19 protein-coding genes are annotated in these 20,536 nt (G+C 61.9%); 9 read left to right on the forward strand and 10 right to left on the reverse strand.

The genetic code is table 11. The features are described 5' to 3' along the window. Positions 1 to 103: 103 nt before the first annotated feature. On the reverse strand, positions 104 to 1,510 hold the full coding sequence (locus ACZ6WW_RS01595) for an aspartate aminotransferase family protein (RefSeq protein ID WP_281852382.1): 1,407 nt from the start codon (positions 1,508 to 1,510) through the stop codon (positions 104 to 106). Between the two features lie 42 nt (positions 1,511 to 1,552). Beyond that, the gene (locus ACZ6WW_RS01600; protein ID WP_465272685.1) at positions 1,553 to 2,251 is read right to left on the reverse strand and encodes an MtnX-like HAD-IB family phosphatase; all 699 of its coding nucleotides are present in this window, start codon (positions 2,249 to 2,251) and stop codon (positions 1,553 to 1,555) included. Between the two features lie 381 nt (positions 2,252 to 2,632). Here ACZ6WW_RS01600 and ACZ6WW_RS01605 point away from each other — a divergent pair, with 381 nt between their 5' ends. From ACZ6WW_RS01605 to ACZ6WW_RS01630, 6 genes are read left to right on the forward strand one after another with little or no spacing between them, the layout of a single operon-like run. Further along, positions 2,633 to 4,006, forward strand: coding sequence for a TolC family protein (locus tag ACZ6WW_RS01605; RefSeq protein WP_465272686.1), 1,374 nt, complete (start codon positions 2,633 to 2,635; stop codon positions 4,004 to 4,006). Then, the gene (locus ACZ6WW_RS01610) at positions 4,006 to 5,139 is read left to right on the forward strand and encodes an ABC transporter permease (protein ID WP_281852378.1); all 1,134 of its coding nucleotides are present in this window, start codon (positions 4,006 to 4,008) and stop codon (positions 5,137 to 5,139) included. Before ACZ6WW_RS01605 ends, ACZ6WW_RS01610 begins: the two co-directional genes overlap by 1 nt. A gap of 3 nt (positions 5,140 to 5,142) precedes the next feature. Further along, complete coding sequence (locus ACZ6WW_RS01615; RefSeq protein WP_465272687.1) at positions 5,143 to 5,898, forward strand: ABC transporter ATP-binding protein; 756 nt, start codon at positions 5,143 to 5,145, stop codon at positions 5,896 to 5,898. After that, complete coding sequence (locus ACZ6WW_RS01620; protein ID WP_465272688.1) at positions 5,895 to 6,824, forward strand: efflux RND transporter periplasmic adaptor subunit; 930 nt, start codon at positions 5,895 to 5,897, stop codon at positions 6,822 to 6,824. The genes ACZ6WW_RS01615 and ACZ6WW_RS01620 overlap by 4 nt, the downstream gene beginning before the upstream one ends. Next, positions 6,821 to 7,618, forward strand: a complete 798-nt coding sequence (locus ACZ6WW_RS01625) for a MipA/OmpV family protein (protein ID WP_465272689.1) — start codon at positions 6,821 to 6,823, stop codon at positions 7,616 to 7,618. Before ACZ6WW_RS01620 ends, ACZ6WW_RS01625 begins: the two co-directional genes overlap by 4 nt. Before the next feature lie 47 nt (positions 7,619 to 7,665). Then, positions 7,666 to 8,775, forward strand: a complete 1,110-nt coding sequence (locus tag ACZ6WW_RS01630; RefSeq protein WP_465272690.1) for an acyltransferase family protein — start codon at positions 7,666 to 7,668, stop codon at positions 8,773 to 8,775. A 176-nt stretch (positions 8,776 to 8,951) separates the two neighbouring features. On the opposite strand, the gene ACZ6WW_RS01635 is transcribed toward ACZ6WW_RS01630, so the two are convergent. Continuing rightward, positions 8,952 to 9,269, reverse strand: a complete 318-nt coding sequence (locus tag ACZ6WW_RS01635; protein ID WP_281852373.1) for a non-heme iron oxygenase ferredoxin subunit — start codon at positions 9,267 to 9,269, stop codon at positions 8,952 to 8,954. After that, entirely contained in the window at positions 9,266 to 9,811 is a 546-nt protein-coding gene (locus ACZ6WW_RS01640) for a GNAT family N-acetyltransferase (RefSeq protein ID WP_465272691.1), read from the reverse strand. Before ACZ6WW_RS01640 ends, ACZ6WW_RS01635 begins: the two co-directional genes overlap by 4 nt. A 139-nt stretch (positions 9,812 to 9,950) precedes the next feature. On the opposite strand from ACZ6WW_RS01640, the gene ACZ6WW_RS01645 reads away from it, so the two are divergent. Beyond that, on the forward strand, positions 9,951 to 11,984 hold the full coding sequence (locus tag ACZ6WW_RS01645; RefSeq protein ID WP_465272692.1) for a M13 family metallopeptidase: 2,034 nt from the start codon (positions 9,951 to 9,953) through the stop codon (positions 11,982 to 11,984). A 35-nt stretch (positions 11,985 to 12,019) separates the two neighbouring features. Here the strand turns inward: ACZ6WW_RS01645 and ACZ6WW_RS01650 are convergent, their stop codons facing one another. From ACZ6WW_RS01650 to ACZ6WW_RS01675, 6 genes are all read right to left on the reverse strand, one after another. Further along, a complete protein-coding gene (locus tag ACZ6WW_RS01650; protein WP_465272693.1) occupies positions 12,020 to 13,030 on the reverse strand; it encodes a TPM domain-containing protein in 1,011 nt (336 codons plus the stop codon). Positions 13,031 to 13,295: 265 nt separating this feature from the next. Next, positions 13,296 to 14,540, reverse strand: coding sequence for a cysteine desulfurase (locus ACZ6WW_RS01655; protein WP_465272694.1), 1,245 nt, complete (start codon positions 14,538 to 14,540; stop codon positions 13,296 to 13,298). A gap of 19 nt (positions 14,541 to 14,559) precedes the next feature. Further along, on the reverse strand, positions 14,560 to 15,843 hold the full coding sequence (gene sufD / locus ACZ6WW_RS01660) for a Fe-S cluster assembly protein SufD (protein WP_465273001.1): 1,284 nt from the start codon (positions 15,841 to 15,843) through the stop codon (positions 14,560 to 14,562). Positions 15,844 to 15,869: 26 nt separating this feature from the next. Beyond that, positions 15,870 to 16,634 (reverse strand): Fe-S cluster assembly ATPase SufC, encoded by a 765-nt coding sequence (sufC, locus tag ACZ6WW_RS01665; RefSeq protein WP_465272695.1) that lies wholly within the window; start codon positions 16,632 to 16,634, stop codon positions 15,870 to 15,872. A gap of 42 nt (positions 16,635 to 16,676) precedes the next feature. Next, a complete protein-coding gene (gene sufB, locus ACZ6WW_RS01670; RefSeq protein ID WP_465272696.1) occupies positions 16,677 to 18,143 on the reverse strand; it encodes a Fe-S cluster assembly protein SufB in 1,467 nt (488 codons plus the stop codon). Continuing rightward, positions 18,140 to 18,616 carry an SUF system Fe-S cluster assembly regulator gene (locus tag ACZ6WW_RS01675; protein ID WP_281852365.1) on the reverse strand — a complete coding sequence of 159 codons (477 nt, stop codon included), beginning with the start codon at positions 18,614 to 18,616 and terminating at the stop codon, positions 18,140 to 18,142. The genes sufB and ACZ6WW_RS01675 overlap by 4 nt, the downstream gene beginning before the upstream one ends. 235 nt (positions 18,617 to 18,851) lie before the next feature. Here ACZ6WW_RS01675 and ACZ6WW_RS01680 point away from each other — a divergent pair, with 235 nt between their 5' ends. Continuing rightward, entirely contained in the window at positions 18,852 to 19,190 is a 339-nt protein-coding gene (locus tag ACZ6WW_RS01680; protein WP_281852364.1) for a P-II family nitrogen regulator, read from the forward strand. 43 nt (positions 19,191 to 19,233) lie between these two features. Beyond that, entirely contained in the window at positions 19,234 to 20,529 is a 1,296-nt protein-coding gene (locus tag ACZ6WW_RS01685; RefSeq protein ID WP_465272697.1) for an ammonium transporter, read from the forward strand. The last annotated feature ends 7 nt before the right edge of the window (positions 20,530 to 20,536 follow it).

The following is a 20,536-nucleotide window of genomic DNA, read 5'->3' on the forward strand; positions in this document are numbered from 1 at the left end:
CGGCGACGCCCCGAAGGCGCCGCCGCTGTCACACTTCCCCTGCACGGGAAATTACGGACATAAAAAGACGGAGCGAGGCAAGCAGCGCACTCGCTCCGGAAACTTACATGGCCTTCTTCGCCTTGGTCAGCAGCTGATCGAGCAGCGCCATGGCCAGGTCGATTTCCTCGTGGCTGATATCCAGCGACGGGGCAAAGGTGATCACGTTCTTGTACCAACCGCCGACATCGAGCACCAGGCCGATCTTCTTGCCGTTGTGCTGCAGGTCGCCGGCCAGGCCGATGTCGACCATCTTGTCGAGCAGCGCCTTGTTCGGCGTGAAGCCGTCGTCGGTGCAGATTTCCGCACGCAGCGCCAGACCCAGGCCATCGACGTCGCCGATTTCCTTGTGGCGCTTCTGCAGGTCCTTCAGGCCATCGAGGAAGTGCGCGCCCTTCTCGGCCACGGTCTTCTCGTAGTTCAGCTCGTAACCCATCTTGATCACTTCCAGACCCAGCGAGGTACCCAGCGGGTTGGAGTTGAAGGTCGAATGGGTCGAACCCGGCGGGAAGATGGTCGGGTTGATCAGTTCTTCGCGCGCCCACAGACCCGACAGCGGGTTGAGACCGTTGGTCAGCGCCTTGCCGAAGACGATCGCATCCGGCGTCACACCGAAATGCTCGATCGACCACAGCTTGCCGGTACGCCAGAAACCCATCTGGATTTCGTCGACGACCATCAGGATGCCGTACTTGTCCAGCACCTTCTTCAGGTCCTTGAAGAAGTTCTTCGGCGGGATCACGTAACCGCCGGTGCCCTGGATCGGCTCGACGTAGAACGCGGCGTATTCGGCCTGATTGACCTTGGGGTCCCACACGCCGTTGTATTCGGTTTCGAACAGACGCTCGAACTGGCGCACGCAGGCGTCCGAATACTCTTCCGGCGTCATGCCCTTCGGGCGGCGGAACGGATACGGGAACGGGATGAACATGGCGCGCTCGCCGAAGTGGCCGAAGCGACGACGGTAGCGGTAGCTCGAGGTGATCGACGAAGCACCCAGCGTGCGGCCGTGATAACCGCCTTCGAAGGCGAACATCAGGCTCTTGCCGTTGGAATAGTTACGCACCAGCTTGAGCGAGTCTTCGACCGCCTGCGCACCGCCCACATTGAAATGCACGCGACCCTTCAGGCCGAACTTTTCCTGGGCGTCGACGGCGATCGTCTTGGCGAGCTGAATACGGGTCTGATGCAGGTACTGGCTGGCGACCTGCGGCAGTACGTCGATCTGGCGCTTGAGCGTGTCGTTCAGGCGCTTGTTGCCGTAGCCGAAGTTGACTGCCGAATACCACATCTGCAGGTCGAGGAACGGCACGCCTGCCGTGTCGTACATGTAGCTGCCCTCGCCGTGGCGGAAAATCTTGGGCGGGTCCACATAATGCACGGTGTCGCCGAACGAGCTGTACTGGGCTTCGTCAGCAAGCAGCTGCGCGTCGTCGATCACGACGTCCGCGTTCTTGTCGTAAACATTCATCGAGAGAAATCCGGATTTTTCAGGTTCAGGCGAAAGGGGGACTTAGCGGATCGCAGCCGTGGCGACCGCGGGGACGACGTATTCGGTGAGGCTGCCATCGAGCAACTTGGGCAACAGCTCCAAGGCATCTTCGAAACCGGTGATCGGCACGTAGGGAATGCCGGCGTGGCGGCAATGCTCGATCAGGCGATGCTTGGCAAAAACAAAATCGACGCGATCGGCGGCGCAGAAGTCGGACGCACCGTCACCGATCAGCAGGGTCTTGTGGCCACCCTGGCGGGCCTGCTCGACACAGGCGCACTTGCAGGTACCGCTGCGGCAACCTTCGGCCTGGAAGGGCGAGGTCAGCTGCCATTGGCGCGGCGGCGTGGCGGGCGCCAGGTGATTGGCGGCCAGCGGCAGATCGTCCAGACCGTAACGTCCCAGGATCTGGTGAATGGCGTAATCGAGACCGTCGCTGACCACGCGGATCGGCGTGTCCAATTCGCGCGCCTTGGCGACGAAATCCGGGAAGGCATGATCGATCCACAACGTGGACAGATGCTTGTCCAGCTCGGACTGGGTCATGTCGAGCAAGTCAACCTGCCCGGTCATGCACTCACGCGAACCGATCTTGCCCGCACGCCAATCTCGCTCCAGCGTCTCCCAACCGGGACGGCCGAAACGATCCAGCAGCGAGTCGATCACGTCTTCGACGGAGATGGTGCCATCGAAATCGCAGAGGATTTTCCACGCAGTCACGCACGCCACTCCAACGTTAAGGTTGGCGCATCTTGGGTGTACCCCCCTTTCGGCCCCCTTTCTTTTGCCGTCGCTGCCTTTTTTATTCATAAATGATTGCGATAATCCCGGCCGCACTAAGGACGCCGTCAAGGTTCAGCGGTTATGCTTCTCCTCTGCCTGAAGCCCTCAGGGGCTGGCGGCAGATGCCGGTTGGGTCCGGCCGACCTCGCCTCGGGCGACGGATACCGGCTGGAAACTCACGGCAACCCTCGTCATCTGATGGCTTTCCTCGTCGCAGGCCTCGGGAGTTTCGCCCTGTTTCCGTTCAAGCTGCACTCATTGTTCGGCGCCGCCCCCCGGCGATGGCTCCCGCTTGGCGGATCGCCATGGTTGCTGTGCATGGGCCTGGTGCTGCTGGCCGGCTGCTCCGCCGCCCCCCTGCCCGCGCTGAAACCGTCCGTACCCGATGCCTGGCGCAATATGCCGGCCGATGCCCGCCCCGCGCAGGCCGACCTGCGCGAATGGTGGAAAGCGCTGGGCGATCCGGACCTGGATGCCCTGATCGATCGCGCCTTGCAGAACAACCTGGATCTGGCTCAGGCAGCGGAGCGCCTGCGCGCCGCGCGAATCTTGAACGGCCATAGTCATGACAGCTACCTGCCGTCGCTGAGCCTGCGCACCAATGACGTGATCGACCCGGATACCAGCGCGTCGTTCTTCGTGGTCGGTTTCGATGCGCTATGGGAACTCCCGCTTTTCGGGACCTGGAAAAACGCCGGTCGCGTTGCCCAGAGCCAGGAAAACCAGGCCGCCGCCGCCATGCGTGGCGCGCGCGTTTCCCTGGTGGCCGAGGTCACGCGACGTTGGGTCGAACTGCGCTCAGCCCAACAGCAGATGCGCACACTGACCGCGATGCGCGACGCGCAACAGGAAAAAGTGCGCCTGCTTGGCGTACGTGAACAGTTGAAGCTGAGCCCTCCGGCCGAGGTGGCGCGCGCCCAAGCCGAACTGGCACGCGCCCAGGCGGCCCTGGCCGAACCGCAGCAAGCCATCAACAACAGCGCGCAACAGCTGGCGGTGTTGCTTGGCCAGAACGAACCCGACGACGCGTGGCTGCAACCGGGACCGCAGCCGCAACTGGGCGACTGGCAAGTCACCAAGGCGCCCGGCGATCTGCTGCGCACCCGGCCAGAAATCGCCGCCGCCGAAGCCGAAGTGCTGCGCACGGCGGGCGAGGCGGGCCTGAGCCATGCCGACGTCCTGCCGCATATCGGCATCGGCACGTCGCTGCAATGGTCCACCAACATCGCACGCAACCATCGCGTGCATACCGGCGAAGGCATTTTTTCGGTTGGCCCGGTGATCGACATGCCGCTGTTCGATTGGGGCCAACGGTTGGCTACCGCCCACGCCAAGGATCATCAGCTGCAGGCAGCCGTGCTGGCCTATCGCCAGGCGGTGTTGCAGGGCGTGGCCGAAGTGGAAATGGCGATGGGCGATCTGGAACAGTTGCGCGGTCGCGAACAGTTCTCACAGTCGGCGCTCGATTCCCTGGATCAGAGCACCGCCGCCGCGCATAAACGTACCGAACTGCAACTGGGCAGCACACTCGATCTGCAGGACAGCGTGCTCGAACAACAGCGTGCCCAGCTCGATCTGATCAGTGCCCGGGCCGCACGCGATCTTGCCTATGTCTCGCTTTATAAAGCGCTCGGTGGAGCGCCGATCGCCGCCGACAAACCACACGACAAGCACGCGGCGGGAAAGAACTGATGGTCGCTCTCGCGCGCAAGACACTGGTCTACGAATGGCGCCGCTTTCTGCCCGCCATCCTCGCCGTGTGCTTCGCCGGGTTGCTGCAGTTGCTGCAGGCCGCCCTGGTGCTGGGCATTTTCGGCAGCGCCAGCGTCTATATCACCGGATCGTCGGCCGACCTGTGGGCCGGTTATCCGGGTACGCAGAGCGTCAACCTGGGCCGCTCGATCGATACCGACGTGGAAATGCGCTTGCTGATGGATCCGGCGATAAGCCGCGTTGAGCCGTTCCATTGGGTCGATGCCGACTGGCGCGGCCCCAGCGACAACGGCGGCGTATCGGTATTCGTATCGGGCATCGATCCGCGCCCGGACGGCCTGATGTTTTCGCAAGCACTATCGCCCGAGCTACGGCAGCGCTTGAACGAACCCAATGCGGTGGTCGTCGATCGCGCCGATCTGAGCAGCCTGGGCGTCAACGTCGGCGACAGCGCCATCATCAACGGTCGCCGCGTGCAGGTCGTTGGCGTGGGCTCCGGCTTGCGCGCACTCGGCGGCGTCAATGTGGTGGCTTCGCTCGCTACCGCACGTGACCTGGACACCGATTCGGCCAATGTCGGTCGCATGACCTACTTCGTCGCCAAGCTGCATAACCCGGCCGATGCGCGCGTGGTGGCCAAACGCTTGCGCGGCGCTACCAGTTTTGGCCCGTACGAAGTATGGACGGCCAAGAATTTCGCACGCCGCTCGAAGATGTACTGGATGCTGGACACCGGCGCCGGCGCGGCCGTGCTGTTTCTGGCCGGCATCGTGTTCCTGGTCGGCGCGGTGATCACCAGCCAGACACTGGTCGCGGCCGTGGTCGGCTCCGTGCGCGAATACGCCACGCTCAATGCATTGGGCGTGGGTGTGGGCGCATTGCGCAAGGTCGTACTCGAACAGGCGTTCTGGGTCGGTGCGCTGGGCCTGCTTGGCAGCCTCATATTGGGTGGCGTGCTGTTTCTGCTGGCGCGCAGCTACAGCGTGCCGGTGGCCTTTTCGTTTGCCGCGATCATCGCCTGCGTCGTGCTGATTCTTGGCCTGGCCATCGTTTCGGGTCTCGCCGCGATGCGCAGCCTGCGCCGTGCCGACCCGGCCACCTTGTTGAGATAAGCGATGTCGAGCCAGCCATCCATTCCGTCGACATCGCTGCAAGCGCGCAGCGTGAGCAAGGCTTTCACCAATGGGAAGCTCCGTTCGGCCGTGCTGCAGGACCTCAGCCTCGATGTAGGCGCAGGCGAGCTGACCCTGATTTCCGGCCCATCCGGTTGCGGCAAGAGCACCCTGCTCTCGATCCTGAGCGGCCTGCAACGGCCCGACCAGGGCGGCGTCAGCGCGCTCGGTCAGGACCTGGGCGAATTGAATACTCGCGAGCTGGAACGCTTCCGTCTGCATCACACCGGCTTCGTGTTTCAGGGCTTCAATCTGTTCCCAGCCCTGAATGCGTTGGAACAGGTCGCGCTACCGCTGAGCTACCTGGGCCTGTCCGATGCCGAGGCACGCCGCCGGGCGGCCGGCTCGCTCGAAGAGGTCGGCCTGGGCCCGCGCATGGAGCTGCGCCCGTCCGAGCTCTCCGGTGGCGAGAAACAACGCGTGGCGATCGCGCGCGCGCTGGCCAAGGAGCCTGAGCTGCTGTTTGCCGATGAGCCGACCAGCGCGCTGGATGCCGCCAACGGCCAGATCGTCATCGACATCCTGCACCGCATCGCCCGCACGCACGGCACCACGGTGCTATGCGTCACGCATGATCCACGCCTGGTCGGCCACGCTGACCGCGTTCTGACCATGGAGGATGGCCGCATATTGAGCGATCATCGGCCAGCCATCGCGACCGGCACCGCCGGCGACGATATCGAGGAACCTTCTACATGAGTTCGCGCTTGCTTTACCCGTCGCTGCTGTTGATCGCGGCCGCCAGCCTGGCGGCCTGCTCGGGCAGGGACTCGAACCAGACCACGGCACAGGCCGCCGCGCCGGCGTATCAGGCCGTTGCACGCGGTCGTGTCGACATCGAGGGCGGTCTGCTGCGCCTGGCCATGCCGCGCGATGGCGTGGTGGCCGAGATCAAGGTGCACGAAGGCGACAACGTACACAAAGGCCAGTTGCTCGCGCGACTGGACACGCAGCCGGCGCAGCTGGCCATCGATGCCGCCCAGGCTGAGCAACAACAGGCACAAGCTCAGGCGACCTTGCTGCAGACACGCATCAAAGCAGCGCAACAGCGCGCGCAACGCCTGGCCAGTGCCGCGGCGGCCGGGGCGGCCGATGGCCAGAGTGCGGACGACGCGCGCCAGGCCGCCGATCAGTTGCAGGGTGAGTTGGAAAATACCCACGCTGCAGCCACGCTGGCAGCACAGAAACTCGCAGCCGCACGCTATGAGCTGACCCAGCGCAGCCTCAACGCGCCGGTGGACGGCCAGATCGTCAGCCGTACGATCCAGCCCGGCGCGACCGTATCTACATCCTCGGGCCCCGCCTTCGTGCTGCTTCCCGATGCCCCGCGGATCGTGCGCGCCGAACTCAACGAGTCCTTCGTCGGCGTCGTCCATGAAGGCATGCAGGCCGAGGTCATTGAAGACGGCGGCAGCAGTGGCACGCCACTGCATGCGCGCGTGCTTCGCATCGGTGCCGTGTTCGGCGCCAGCACCCTGGAAGAGGACCCCATGGTTCGCTCGACCACGCGCTCGGTGGAATGCGTACTGGTGTTCGACCAGGCCCCGCCGGCGTCGTTGCGCATCGGACAACGCGTGCTCGTGCGCTTCCCCGCCAACAGCAAGGCAGGAACGCCCGCATCGTGATACCGCAACATCGGCCGGCGCTCGCGTTGCTGGCGCTTTGCATGCTCGGATTGACCGGCACGCCATCGCTCGCACACGCCGATAACGAGCCGACCGGTGAATTCACCAATTACGTCGGCGCCGGTGTGATGCGCATGCCGGGGTGGATAGGCTCGGACAACCACCGCGATCAATTGGCGCCGTTTGTCCAGGTGACGGTGGACAAGAACATCACCTTGTCCACCTCCGATGGGCTCACCGTCGATTTCATCCATAGTGACGGCTGGCAAGGCGGTTTTTACGGCAACTACATGTGGGGCCGCAGCCACGAAGATCTCGGCCCGCGCCTGGCCGGCATCGTCGACTCGCTGTCACCGCGGCTCAATGCGGGTGGCTATATCGAATATCACCCGAACGACATCGTGAATTTCGGCGCCACGCTCAGTCACGATACCGAAGGTGCCGGTGCATATCTCAACCTCTATATCGACAGCGGATTGCCGCCGTTGTGGGGGATCGAGGAGTCCATACAGTTGCAATGGCAGGCGATGAATGCGCCGGCCATGCGCCGTTTCTTCGGCGTCACGGCAACCCAGGCGGCACAATTGGGCACTTACGCCTGGAACCCGAGTGCCGGCAGCCAACAGATCGAGCTGGAATACGATGCATTGATCCCGGTAAGCCGGCGCACGGCTGTATTGCTATCGGTGGATTACGCGCGCCTGCTTGGTAATGCCGCGGATAGCCCCCTGGTGAAGCGCTTCGGCTCGACCAACCAGGTGACGACGTCTCTGGGTTTCGTCTATCGCTTTTGATGGCAGGTGAACGCAAGCATGTAACGAGCTAGGGCAGCCGGCACGACATGAAGCTTAGATTTGCTCATCAACTACGCGCCGTTGCCGCTCTATCGGTCGTTATCTATCACTATTGGGGCATTTTCTTCTCCCCTGTCATACGTTCGATCGTGGGAACGCCTGCGAGCTTTGTCCCGGTACCACCTGGGTATACACGACATGTGCTGTCGCCCCCATTCGGCGAATTCTTCTACGGCGTTTTCGGCGTCGCCGTCTTTTTCCTGATCAGCGGGTTTGTCATCCCGATCAGCTTGAGAAACCTGTCGACAGGCAAGTTCCTGATACGGCGATTCTTCCGCATCTATCCCGTCTACTGGTTTTGCCTGTTGATAAGCATCGGCATGTACGTCCTTTGCTCATGGTACTGGTCGACGCCATTATCCGATCGCATCAGTTGGCCGTTTCTGCTGAAGAACCTGACACTTCTCCATAGCGCAACGGGCATCCCATCGCTGGATTTCGTCTGCTGGTCGCTGGCCGTGGAAATCAAGTTCTACGCGATCGTTGCCCTGATCTTCTTCATAGGCAGGCAAGCGCACCAGGTCATGATGACCTCGACGGCCTTTCTTGCCTTGTGTTGTATCGGCGCCTATTTCGCTACGCACGGTCCCGGCCAGGAGGTTTTCTTTTCGTACCTGGTATCGGACATGAGGTATATGACGCTCATGTTCCTCGGCTGCCTGTTCTACTACGTGCTCTATGGCGAGCTGAGCGCAAGGGCTGCGCTGGGTTATGGCGTCATCATCTACGCCCTGTTCGTCACGATCAATGCGTTCTATGAGAATGCATTCTTCGGCCCGTTGGTGAAGAACTACAGCTATGCGTTGGTTCTGTTCTGGGCCTGTTATCTGCTAAGAGATAACTTCAGGGACAACAAGGTCCTCGACTTCCTGGCCGACATCAGCTTTCCGCTCTACCTGGTTCACTCGATGATCGGGTATGTCGCCATGCCGATCCTGATCGACAAGGGTATGTCCTATACGTTCGCATGGGTGAGCGGCGTTGGCCTGGCCGTGCTCGTCGCCTTCCTTGTGCATCGATATGTCGAAGTCCCCGTCAATGCATTCGGCAAGAAAGTGTCGGACTTTCGTAGAACCGTGGCGCTCGAAACTTTGTAGGAGCCCTCGCATAACCTCAGCTTTTCCTATCGTCATTCCGGCGTAGGCCGGAATCCAGTGGCGTCATCATGGGGTTCTCGCGAAAAGCCCTGAATACCTATGCGAAAACCGACAACCGAAGCCACTGGATCCCGGCCTACGCCGGGATGACGAGTAGGAGGTTATTCGAGGCATCTTCAGCCGCGATCATCCTTGGTCCAGATCCCGCCGTGCTCCTCGCGCACCGGAAAACACGCCACCGGTTCATACGCAGGCGGACAGGTCACCTCGCCATTACGCAAATCGAAACGCGCCCCGTGCCGCGGGCATTCGACCTCGAAACCTTGCAACGGACCACCGGCAAGCTCCCCACCATCGTGGGTACAGACATCTTCGATAGCATAGAGATCGCCATCGATATTGTAGACCGCGATAGCGACATCGCCGTCCCACACCACCTTGAACTCGCCCGGCAGCAATTCGCTGCGCGTACCGACATAGATCCAGTCGTTCACGCAGCCACCGTCAACGACTTGGACAGCACGACAAAACGCAGGTCGTCGCGGCGCGGTATGCCGAAACGCTCCTGGCCATAGGGAAACGGCTGATGCTCGCCGGTCAGTCGATAGCCGCGCCGCTCATACCATTGAATCAATTCATCGCGCTGTTCGATCACCGTCATGCGCATCGCTTCGCAACCCCAGACCTCACGTGCGAATCGCTCGGCCTCAGCCAGTACAGCCTTGCCGATACCGGCACCTTGCAGCGTCGGAACCACAGCGAACATGCCGAAGTAGCCGGCCCGCTCTTGCCGCTCCAGCTGGCAGCAAGCCTGTAACGTGCCGTTACTTTCGGCAAGCAGCACCATGCTGCCGGGCGCCTCGATAATGGCCGCCACTGCCGGCGGATCGGTGCGCTGACCGTCGAGCAGATGCGATTCGGTGGTCCAGCCGCGCAGGCCCGATTCGCCGCGATAGGCGGATTCGACCAGGGGCACGATGGCAGGGACATCGGCCACGACGGCCGGTCGGAAGCTGAGTTTAATGGCGTGTGACATGGCCACATGATAACCGCGTAGCGCAACGCAGCAATGACCTTCGACACTGTCGGCCATGGTCCCCCGCTGCCTAGCCTGCCTTGATTTGCCTGCGCGTGGGGCTCGGGCAATCCGGACAGATCTCAAAGTGGGAGCACACATGAAAAAGAGCCTTCTCAAGCCGCTGGCCTTCGCGGTGACTTTAAGCCTTTGCGGCGCCGCCGCGGCCGCCACGGACACGTTCAACATCCAGGATCTGAACAGCAAGATCGATCCCTGCTCCGACTTCAACGGTTTCGTCAACGCCAAGTGGGTCGCCGCCAACCCGATCCCTGCCGATCGCACGCGCTGGGGCTCGTTTGACGCCCTGCGCGAAGACAGCCTCAAGGCGCAGCGGATCATTGTGGAAGCTGCGGCCAAGAGCGCCGCGGATGCCAAGGCCGGTTCGATCGAACAGAAGATCGGCTATCTCTACGCCACCGGCATGAACGAAGCGGCCATCGACAAAGCCGGCTTCGATCCGATCAAGCCGCAGCTGGCGCGCATCGCCTCGCTGAAAACCCCGGCGGATATCGCCGCCTATATCAGCGATACCTACGCCCAAGGCACGCCGGTGCTGTTCCGCTTCGGCGGCAACGCCGACTTCAAGGATTCGGACAAGCAGATCGCCTATGCCGGCCAGGGCGGCCTGGGCTTACCCACGCCCGATTACTACACCAAGCCCGACTACGAAAAGATTCGTGTCGCCTATGTCGCACATATCGCCAAGTTGCTGCAATTGACCGGCGTGTCGGCTGCCGACGCAAAGGCGCAGGCCGATGCGGCCATGAAGTTCGAAACCCGCCTGGCAGCCGTCTCGTTGCCGCCGACCGAGATGCGCAAGCCGGAAAACCGCTATCACTTCATCAGCATCGCCGATGCCGACAAGGTGACGCCGCATTTCGACTGGGCCGCGTTCTTCAAGACGCAGCATGCAGAGGTTACCGACGGCTTCTCGCTGTCGCAGCCGGCGTTCTTCGGCGAAGTGGACAAGATGCTTACCGATGTACCGGCGGCGCAATGGCAGGCCTATCTGCGCTTCCATGCGATCAATAACGCTGCGGCGTATCTGTCCAAACCGTTCCAGCAGGAAGACTTCGCCTTCAACAAGAGCACCTTGAATGGCCAGAAGGAAATGGAAGTGCGCTGGAAAATTTCCCTGGCCACGGTCAACGAGAGCATGGGCATGGCGCTCGGCGAGCTCTATGTCGCGAAGAACTTCTCACCCGATTCCAAGCAGCGCGCCGAGCAGCTGGTGAACAACCTGCGCGCCGCCTATAAGTCGCGCATCGAGAACCTGGAATGGATGAGCGCGGCAACCAAGCAGAAGGCGCTTGAAAAATGGGCGACCTTCGTGCCCAAGATCGGCTACCCGGACAAGTGGCGCGACTGGAGCGGCCTGCAGCTGACGCCGAACAACTACTTCGCCAACGTCCACGCCGCCGACAAGTTCAACTACGACTATATGGTCAGCAAGATCGGCAAGCCGGTCGACCGCACCGAATGGGGCATGACGCCGCAAACCGTCAACGCCTATTACAACTCGCAGAAGAACGAGATCGTCTTCCCTGCCGCCATCCTGCAGCCCCCGTTCTTCTCGGCGACCGCCGACGACGCGCTCAACTACGGCGGCATCGGTGCGGTGATCGGCCATGAAATGGGCCATGGCTATGACGACCAGGGCAGCAAGTTCGACGCCAAGGGCAATAACGTCAACTGGTGGACCGATGCCGATCGCAAGGCGTTCGAGGAACGCACCGCCAAGCTGGCCGCACAGTTCAACGGTTATGAGGCACTGCCCGGCAAGTTCGTCAACGGCCAGCTGACCATGGGCGAGAACATCGGCGATCTGGGCGGTCTCAACGCAGCCTACGATGCCTTGCAGATGGCGTTGAAGAACAACCCGAAGGAAGCAAACGAGAAGATCGACGGCTACACGCAGGACCAGCGCTTCTTTCTCAACTGGGCGCGCGTATGGCGCGGCAATATCCGCCCCGAAGCGCAGCTCACCTCGCTCAACACCGATCCGCACGCACCGGCGCAGTTCCGCGCTATCGGTGCGCCGTCGAACATGGCTGCTTTCGCGCAGGCGTTCCAGTGCAAAGCCGGCTCGAACATGGTCCGCGCCAGCGATAAACAGGTAAAGATCTGGTAATGCCCGATACGCAGGCGGCGCGTGCCGCCTGCGTATTACCAGCTATCGGACGAACCGCCGCCACCCGAATCGCCGCCATCGCCGGAGAAACTCGAATCCGACGATGAATCCGATGACGACGACCCGTCGCTGGACGAACTCGAACTGCTCCAACTCGAACTGTCGCTACCAGATGACGATCTCGAGCCCGTGGACGTCCACGCACCGACCCAAAGCATGACCTGCCAGAGCGAAGGCGGCCAATCGGTGAGGTGATTCGATGCAAACGCCTTCCTTACCATGCCCTTGCGCGTAAAAGCCTTGCGCATGTTTTGCCGGCGCATCGCATAGACGCCCATCAGGCAAGCCAATAAGGCTGCCAGAGCCCAATACCACGGCCAAAGCACGAACAGAAAAATACTGCACAACGGCGTGACCCACAGCGTGGCCAGGCCGCCGCCGCTGGCGGCCATCAGGCTGAAAACCACCGTAAGCACCATCAAGAAAATAGATACCCATATCGGCACGCTGTCCTTGTGTGGCGTGCTTTCGGGCGTACCCGTGACCGTTGCACCGGCAAGCACGCCCAGCACGGCATCGACGCCGGCATGGATGCCGCCCGCGTAATCGCCCTTTGCAAACAATGGATGCATCTGCTCACGAAGAATCAGCGAGCTGGTCACATCGGTCAGATCGCCTTCGAGGCCATAACCTACTTCGATGCGTGCACGCCGATCCTTGACCGCAAGAACGATCAACACACCGTTATCGACACCCTTGTGCCCGAGCCGCCATTGATGAAACGCCGCGTTGGCGTAACTCTCGATATCCTGGCCAGCGAGATCAGCCACGGTCAGCACGACGACCTGGTTGCCGGCGCGTTGTTCTTCCGCGGCGAGCTTGGCTTCTAGTGCGGACGTATTGCCCAGCACGCCAGCGTAGTCATTGACGCGTCCACGCAACTCCGGGACGTCCTGCGCCCCAGCGGAAGCCGGAAGCATCCATGCGCAAAAAACCAACAATGCCAGCCATCGGGCCAACCCGGCCCGGCCGAAAGCTTGCCGCATAAAGACCTCCCCAGACGCCATCCCTGTCGTGGCTGGTTCGACTTTAGCCCAATTTTTCCATTGGGTAACCTCGGACACCGGCTTTTCTGTGGGAGCGATTTCAGTCGCGATGATCTCGCCCCGAGACAAGTCCTTGCCGCGATTCCGGGGAACCTCGAATGACCTCGCTTTTCCTATCGTCATCCCGGCGTAGGCCGGAATGACGAGTAGGAGGTTATTCGAGGTCCCATAAAATCATGACCACGGCCTCACAACTCTGTACCACTCAAAGCAACAGCTTGCGCACCTTCAGCAAGGCCGTGATGAACGCATCGATTTCTTCACGCGTGTTGTAGAACGCCAGCGATGCACGCAAAGTCGCGGGAACGCCGTAGAACTGCATCAACGGATGGGCGCAGTGATGACCCGAACGTACGGCGACGCCCTCCAGATCCAGCAGGGTTGCTAGGTCGGTCGCCTGGGCACCCTCGATCAGGAACGAGATCACCGGCTCCTTGTCCTTGGCTTCGCCAATGATGCGCAAGCCGGGGATGTCGCGCAGACGCTCCGTCGCATACGAAAGCAGGCGCTCTTCCCAGGCATGAATCGCGTCGAACCCAATGGACTGGTAGTAATCCATTGCGGCCGACAATCCCGCGAAGCCCGCGATATTGGGTGTGCCCGCTTCGAACTTGTGCGGCGGCTCGGCAAACGTGGTGCCGTTGAAACTCACCTCGCGAATCATCTCGCCACCGCCGAAAAACGGGGGCATCGCCTGCAGGTGTTCACGCTTGGCCCACAGTGCGCCCGTGCCGGTAGGCCCAAGCATCTTGTGGCCGGTAATCGAATAGAAATCGCAGCCGAGCGCCTGCACGTCGACCGGGCGATGCGGCACGGCCTGCGAACCGTCGACCAGCAGCGGAATGCCGCGCTTTTTGCACTCGCGTGCGATCTCGCGCACCGGGTTGACCGTACCGAGCACATTGGACACGTGCGCGACGCAGGCCAGCTTTACGTCCGGCGTCAGCAGCTTGATGAATTCTTCGAGGATCAGCTCGCCATGCTGGTCGATCGGGGCCGCCTTGACGGTGGCCCCGCTACGCGCGGCGACCAGCTGCCAGGGGACGATATTGGCGTGATGCTCCATTACCGTGGTGAGGATCACGTCGCCCGGCTTCAGCCGCGGCAACGCGAAACTATAGGCCACCAGATTGATCGACTGCGTCGTACCGGAGGTCAGCACGATATCGTTGCGTGAGCCGGCGTTGATAAAACGCGCCAGGCCGTCGCGAGCGCTCTCATACGCTGCCGTTGCCTCTTCGCCAAGCTGATGCACGGCGCGCGCCACGTTGGCATTGTGCTCGCGATAGTGCCGGTCCACCGCCTCGATCACCGACACCGGCTTCTGGCTGGTATTGGCATTGTCGAAATACACCAACGGCTTGCCGTGCACGGTGCGCTTGAGCAGCGGAAAGTCCGCGCGAATACGTTCGACGTCGAAAGCGGTGGCTAGCTGGGCTTGAGCATTCATGAAGGGACTCGCTGGCCGCTCAGGCGACCTGATCGACTGGCAACTGCAGGAGCAGCAGCTGTGAAATATGATCGCGCAGGGTTTCGTTCGGCATCGATGCGAACACCGCACGGCAAAAGGCAGCCGTCAGCAGACCACGCGCCTCGGCCAAGGGAATACCGCGCGAACGCAGGTAAAACAGCGAACGCTCGTCGAGCTGGCCGACTGTGGCGCCGTGCGCGGCCTTGACTTCGTCGGCGTAGATTTCCAGCTCCGGCTTGGTATCGATTTCGGCTTGCGAAGACAGCAGGAGATTCTTGTTGCTCAGGCTGGCATCGCTACCATCGGCGCCCTCGGCAACCAGGATCGCGCCACGAAACACACCGCGCGAACGCTCGTCGGCCACGCCGCGCCAGATCGATTCCGACGCCGAGTTCAAGGCATCGTGTCGGATCGACAGCTGCGTATCCACATGTTGCCGGCCACGCAGAGCGAACACGCCACGTGTGTCCAGGCGCGCGTTATCGCCCTTGATGGTCGCATGCAGATCATGGCGCACCAAGGCGCCGCCCAACTCCACGACATTAAGCATCGCATGAGCGGCCACACCCAACTGCACGCTGGTACGGCGGATCAGGGAGGCATCGGTGGCTGCCTGCTGCAACAGCGTCATATCGAGCTTGGCCCGTTCGCCCAACACGATATCGGCGACCGAGGTAGCCAGTTGCTGTGCGTCACCGAAGCCCAGGTGGTGCTCGACAAGGCTGAGCTCGGCACCGTCACCTAACGCAATGACATGGCGTAGATGCCAGGCCGCTTGCTCGGCGAAAGCACCTATGAAACTGAAATGGACAGGCTGTTCGATAACGGCACCGGCAGCGACACGCAGCACCACGCCTTCCTGCGCGTACGCCGCGTTGAGCTGCGCAAAGGCGTCGGCCGTCTCGCGATAGCGATGACCGAGCGCAAAACGCAACGGCTCGTCGTCCTGCGCCAGTGCGCGCGACAGCGGCAATACTTCGAGGCCGTCGGGCAGGCTATCGAGTTGCGACAGGTCTTCGCGAAACACACCATTGACGAAGACCAGGCGCGGCCCGGCAACACCCGGCAGCGAGAGCGCCGCGACATCGATATCACGTGTCGAGGCCTGCGCATCGCCCTGTACAAAGCGGCGCTGCCCCAGCGCGCGCAGTGCCGTGTATTTCCAGGCTTCGTTACGGCTATCGGGCAACCCGGTGGCACTCAAGGCGTCGAGATTTTCGCGCCGGATGGCATCGAGCCACGCCGCACCTTGCGGTAGCGGCGCATCGAGCAGCGATTCCAGCAACGGCGGGCGGGCCGGCTGCTGGCTCATGCCTGCGCTCCGGCCGGCTCACGCTCGGCAATCCAGGCATAGCCGTGCTCTTCCAGCTTTAGCGCCAGTGACTTGTCGCCGCTTTCGATAATGCGGCCATCGGCCAGCACATGCACGAAGTCCGGCTGCACGTAATCGAGCAGACGCTGGTAATGGGTAATCATCAGGAAGGCGCGGTCCGGCGAACGCAGCGCGTTGACGCCTTGCGATACTTGCTTGAGCGCGTCGATATCCAGACCCGAGTCGGTTTCGTCGAGAATCGCCAGCTTCGGCTCGAGCACGGCCATCTGGAAAATCTCGTTGCGCTTTTTCTCGCCGCCGGAGAAGCCTTCATTCACGGCGCGATGCAATAGCTCGTCGGAAATCTGCATCACTTTCAGTTTCTCGCGCACCAGCTTGAGAAACTGCATGGAGTCGAGCTCTTGCTCGCCACGCTGCTTGCGCTGTGCGTTCAGGGCCGCGCGCAGGAAATAGGTATTGTTGACGCCGGGAATTTCCACCGGGTACTGGAACGCGAGAAACACACCCGCGGCCGCACGGTCTTCCGGATCGAGCGCCAACAGATCGCGACCTTCGAACGTCACCGAACCCTGCGTCACTTCATAGCCGTCGCGGCCGGACAATACATTACCCAGGGTCGACTTGCCGGCGCCGTTCGGACCCATGATGGCGTGCACCTCGCCCGGGTTCACGGTAAGGCTCAGGCCCTTGAGGATGTCCTTGCCCTCGACACGGGCGTGCAGGTTTTCGATCTTCAACATGTCTTCAAATCCGCAATGAATGTGTGGAGGGCGAACGGCGGCTTAGCCGACCGCACCTTCCAGCGAAATTTCCAGCAGCTTCTTGGCTTCCACGGCGAACTCCATCGGCAGTTCGCGGAACACCTGTTTGCAGAAGCCGTCGACGATCATCGACACGGCGTCTTCTTCGCCGATGCCGCGCGCGCGGCAGTAGAACAGCTGATCGTCGGAGATCTTCGAGGTGGTGGCCTCGTGCTCGACGATCGCGGTCGGGTTCTTCACTTCCATATACGGGAAGGTGTGGGCACCGCAGCGCTTGCCGATCAACAGCGAATCGCACTGCGTGTAGTTGCGCGCACCTTCCGCACCCTTCTCCACTTTCACCAGCCCGCGATACGCATTGGAACTGCGGCCCGCGCTGATGCCCTTGGAGACGATCTTCGACTTGGTGTTCTTGCCGATGTGGATCATCTTGGTGCCGGTATCGGCCTGCTGGCGGTGATGCGTCAGCGCCACCGAATAGAACTCGCCCACCGAGCGATCGCCGCGCAGTACGCAGCTGGGGTATTTCCAGGTGATCGCCGAACCGGTTTCGACCTGGGTCCAGGAGATCTTGGAATCGTCGCCGCGACAATCGCCGCGCTTGGTGACAAAGTTGTAGATGCCGCCGCGACCTTCTTCGTCGCCCGGATACCAGTTCTGCACGGTGGAATATTTGATCTGCGCCTTTTCCAGCGCGACCAGTTCGACCACTGCCGCGTGCAGCTGATTCTCGTCGCGCATCGGCGCGGTGCAGCCTTCAAGGTAGGACACGTAAGCGGCGTCCTCGGCAATGATCAGCGTGCGCTCGAACTGCCCGGTGTGGCCGGCGTTGATACGGAAATAGGTCGACAGCTCCATCGGGCAACGCACGCCCTTGGGAATGAATACGAAGGAGCCATCGGAGAACACGGCCGAGTTCAACGCGGCGAAATAGTTGTCGCCCACCGGCACCACGCTGCCGAGGTACTGCCGCACTAGCTCGGGATGCTCGCGGATCGCCTCGCTCATCGAGCAGAAGATCACGCCGACCTCGGCCAGCTCCTTGCGGAACGTCGTGCCCACGGACACCGAGTCGAACACCGCATCGACGGCAACACCGGCGAGTTTGGCGCGCTCGTGCAGCGGTACGCCGAGCTTGTCATAGGCTTCGAGCAGTTTGGGGTCGACGTCGGCGAGCGACTTCGGGCGATTCTTCGGCGAGGCGTAATAGCTGATCGCCTGGAAGTCGATCGCACCGATCTTCAGCTTGGCCCAATGCGGCTCCGGCATGGTCAACCAATGGCGGTATGCCTTGAGGCGCCACTCGGTCATCCACTCCGGCTCCTGCTTGAGCGCGGACAACTGGCGCACGATGTCTTCGGACAGGCCGGGCGGCAGGCTGTCGGTTTCGATATCCGTGACGAAACCGGCCTCATAGCGGCGACCGAGCGCCGAAGCGACTTCGGCGTTATCGCGTAGCAAGGTGTTTTCGCTGGTTTCGATGCTCATGATGCAGTGGTGCCCTTTCGTTCATTGGCATGCTGTGCATCGGCATGGCCGATGGAAAGCGCGATGGGTTGCGGTGGCGTCAGCATGTCGGCAAGGCTCATCGCCTTGAGCGCGCGCTCGACCACATGGTTGACCTGTTGCCAGCTACCGCGCACGGAACATTGCGGCGCGCGTTCGCATTGGCCTTCGGCCATGCTGCATTCGGTCATGCCGATGGGTCCTTCCATCGCCTCGACGATCTGCGCGAGGGAAATCTCTCCGGCCGGTCGCGCCAGGCGATAGCCGCCGTTGACGCCACGAAAGGACTCCACCAGCCCGGCATGCCCAAGCGCCTTGAGCAGCTTGCTCACCGTCGGCAGTTCCAGCCGTGCTTCGTCGGCGATCTGCGCGGTGCTGAGTACGTCGTCCGGGTGTGCGGCCATGCAGGTCATCACCACCGTGGCGTAATCGGTTAGGCGGCTGACGCGGAGCATGGCGGCTGGGGAGCACCTGTTGAATCGGGACTAAAATGGTACTGATTTAAACCCCCAGGGTCAATGTGCCGCATTGCACCGCAAGCGCTCGGCCGAGTCGCCAGCTTGCCCCAAAACCGCGCAAAGCGCTGAACAGCGCATCCCTAAGTCATTGAACCAATTAAGACCAGAGGCGTACCTTGTCCTGGCACGCATCCTGCTGCGCTGCGACAGAGTTCCCTTGAGAGGATGCGGGATGAAGTGGATCACAGCGATCATCAAACCATTCACCCTCGATGACGTGCGCCAGGCACTGACCGAGGTCGGCATCTCCGGCATGACAGTGACCGAGGTCAAGGGCTTTGGCCGCCAGCATGGCCATACCGAGCTCTACCGCGGGGCCGAGTACGTCGTCGATTTTCTGCCCAAACTGAAAGTGGAAATCGCTGTCGCCGACGAACAGCTCGAGCACGCCATCGAAGCGATCACTACGGCGGCACGTACCGGCAAGATAGGCGACGGCAAGATCTTCGTGAGCGAGCTGGAGCAGGCCATCCGTATCCGCACGCAGGAGGTCGACGTCGATGCGCTTTGAGTCGTTGGGGGTGAGGGGTAAGGCGTTAGGGGCCATCGCGCTGATGACGATTGGTGCTTTAGCGACACCGGCGCTTGCGCAAGGAACGCCAACGCCCGTGCTCAATGCGGGAGATACGGCGTGGATGCTTACGGCGACCATGCTGGTGTTGTTGATGACGATTCCGGGGTTGGCGCTATTTTATGGCGGCATGGTGCGGGCGAAGAATCTGTTGTCGGTATTGATGCAGTGTTTCGCCATCACGGCGCTGGTGACCGTGTTGTGGCTGGTTTACGGTTACTCGGTGGCCTTCAGCACGCAGGGCATGCAGGCGCATGTGACCAATGTGCATTCGATCATCGGCGGCTTCGACCGGATCATGCTGGCTGGCCTGAAACCGGACACGCTTTACCAGACCGTGCCCGAAGCGGTCTTCGTGATGTTCCAGCTCACCTTCGCGATCATCACGCCGGCGCTGATCATCGGTGCGTTCGCCGAACGCATGAAGTTCAGTGCGCTGCTGTGGTTCAGTGGCTTGTGGCTGACCATCGTGTATCTGCCGATGGCGCACATGGTGTGGAGCGGCCCGGGCTCGCTGCTCGGCGATCTGGGCGTGCTCGATTTCGCCGGCGGCACGGTGGTGCATATCAACGCCGGTATCGCGGGCCTGGTGGCCTGTCTGGTGATCGGCAAGCGCCGGGGTTATCCGCATACGCCGATGCCGCCGCACAACCTCGGCTATACGGTGGTAGGCGCGAGCCTGCTGTGGCTTGGCTGGTTTGGCTTCAATGCCGGTTCGGCGGTAGCCGCCAACGGCAGCGCCGGTATGACGATGCTGGTGACACAGATCGCGACCGCCGCCGCCGCCCTTGGCTGGCTCGCCGCCGAATGGATCATGCATGGACGTCCAAGCGTGCTGGGCATCGTATCGGGCGCCGTTGCCGGCCTGGTGGCGGTAACGCCTGCGGCGGGCACGGCAGGTCCTGGCGGCGCGCTCGTGCTGGGCGGTGCGGCTGGCGTGCTGTGCTTTTTCACCGCGACCCGGCTCAAGCACAAGCTTGGCTATGACGACTCGCTCGATGTCTTCGGTGTGCATGCGGTGGCGGGCATTCTCGGTGGCATTCTCACCGGCCCACTGGCCGCACCCGTGCTTGGCGGCTTCGGCACGGTCACCGAGTTGGGCACGCAGCTATGGATTCAGACCAAGGGCGTCATGTTCACCATCGCGTGGAGTGCGGTACTGAGCTATGTGATCCTGAAGCTGCTCGACCTCACGCTCGGCCTGCGTGTCGATGACGAACAGGAACAGGTTGGCCTGGATCTCTCGCTGCATGAGGAGAAGGCGTACAACCTTTCCTGATGGGTGC

The organism is Dyella sp. NPDC103356 (genome assembly GCF_055584465.1).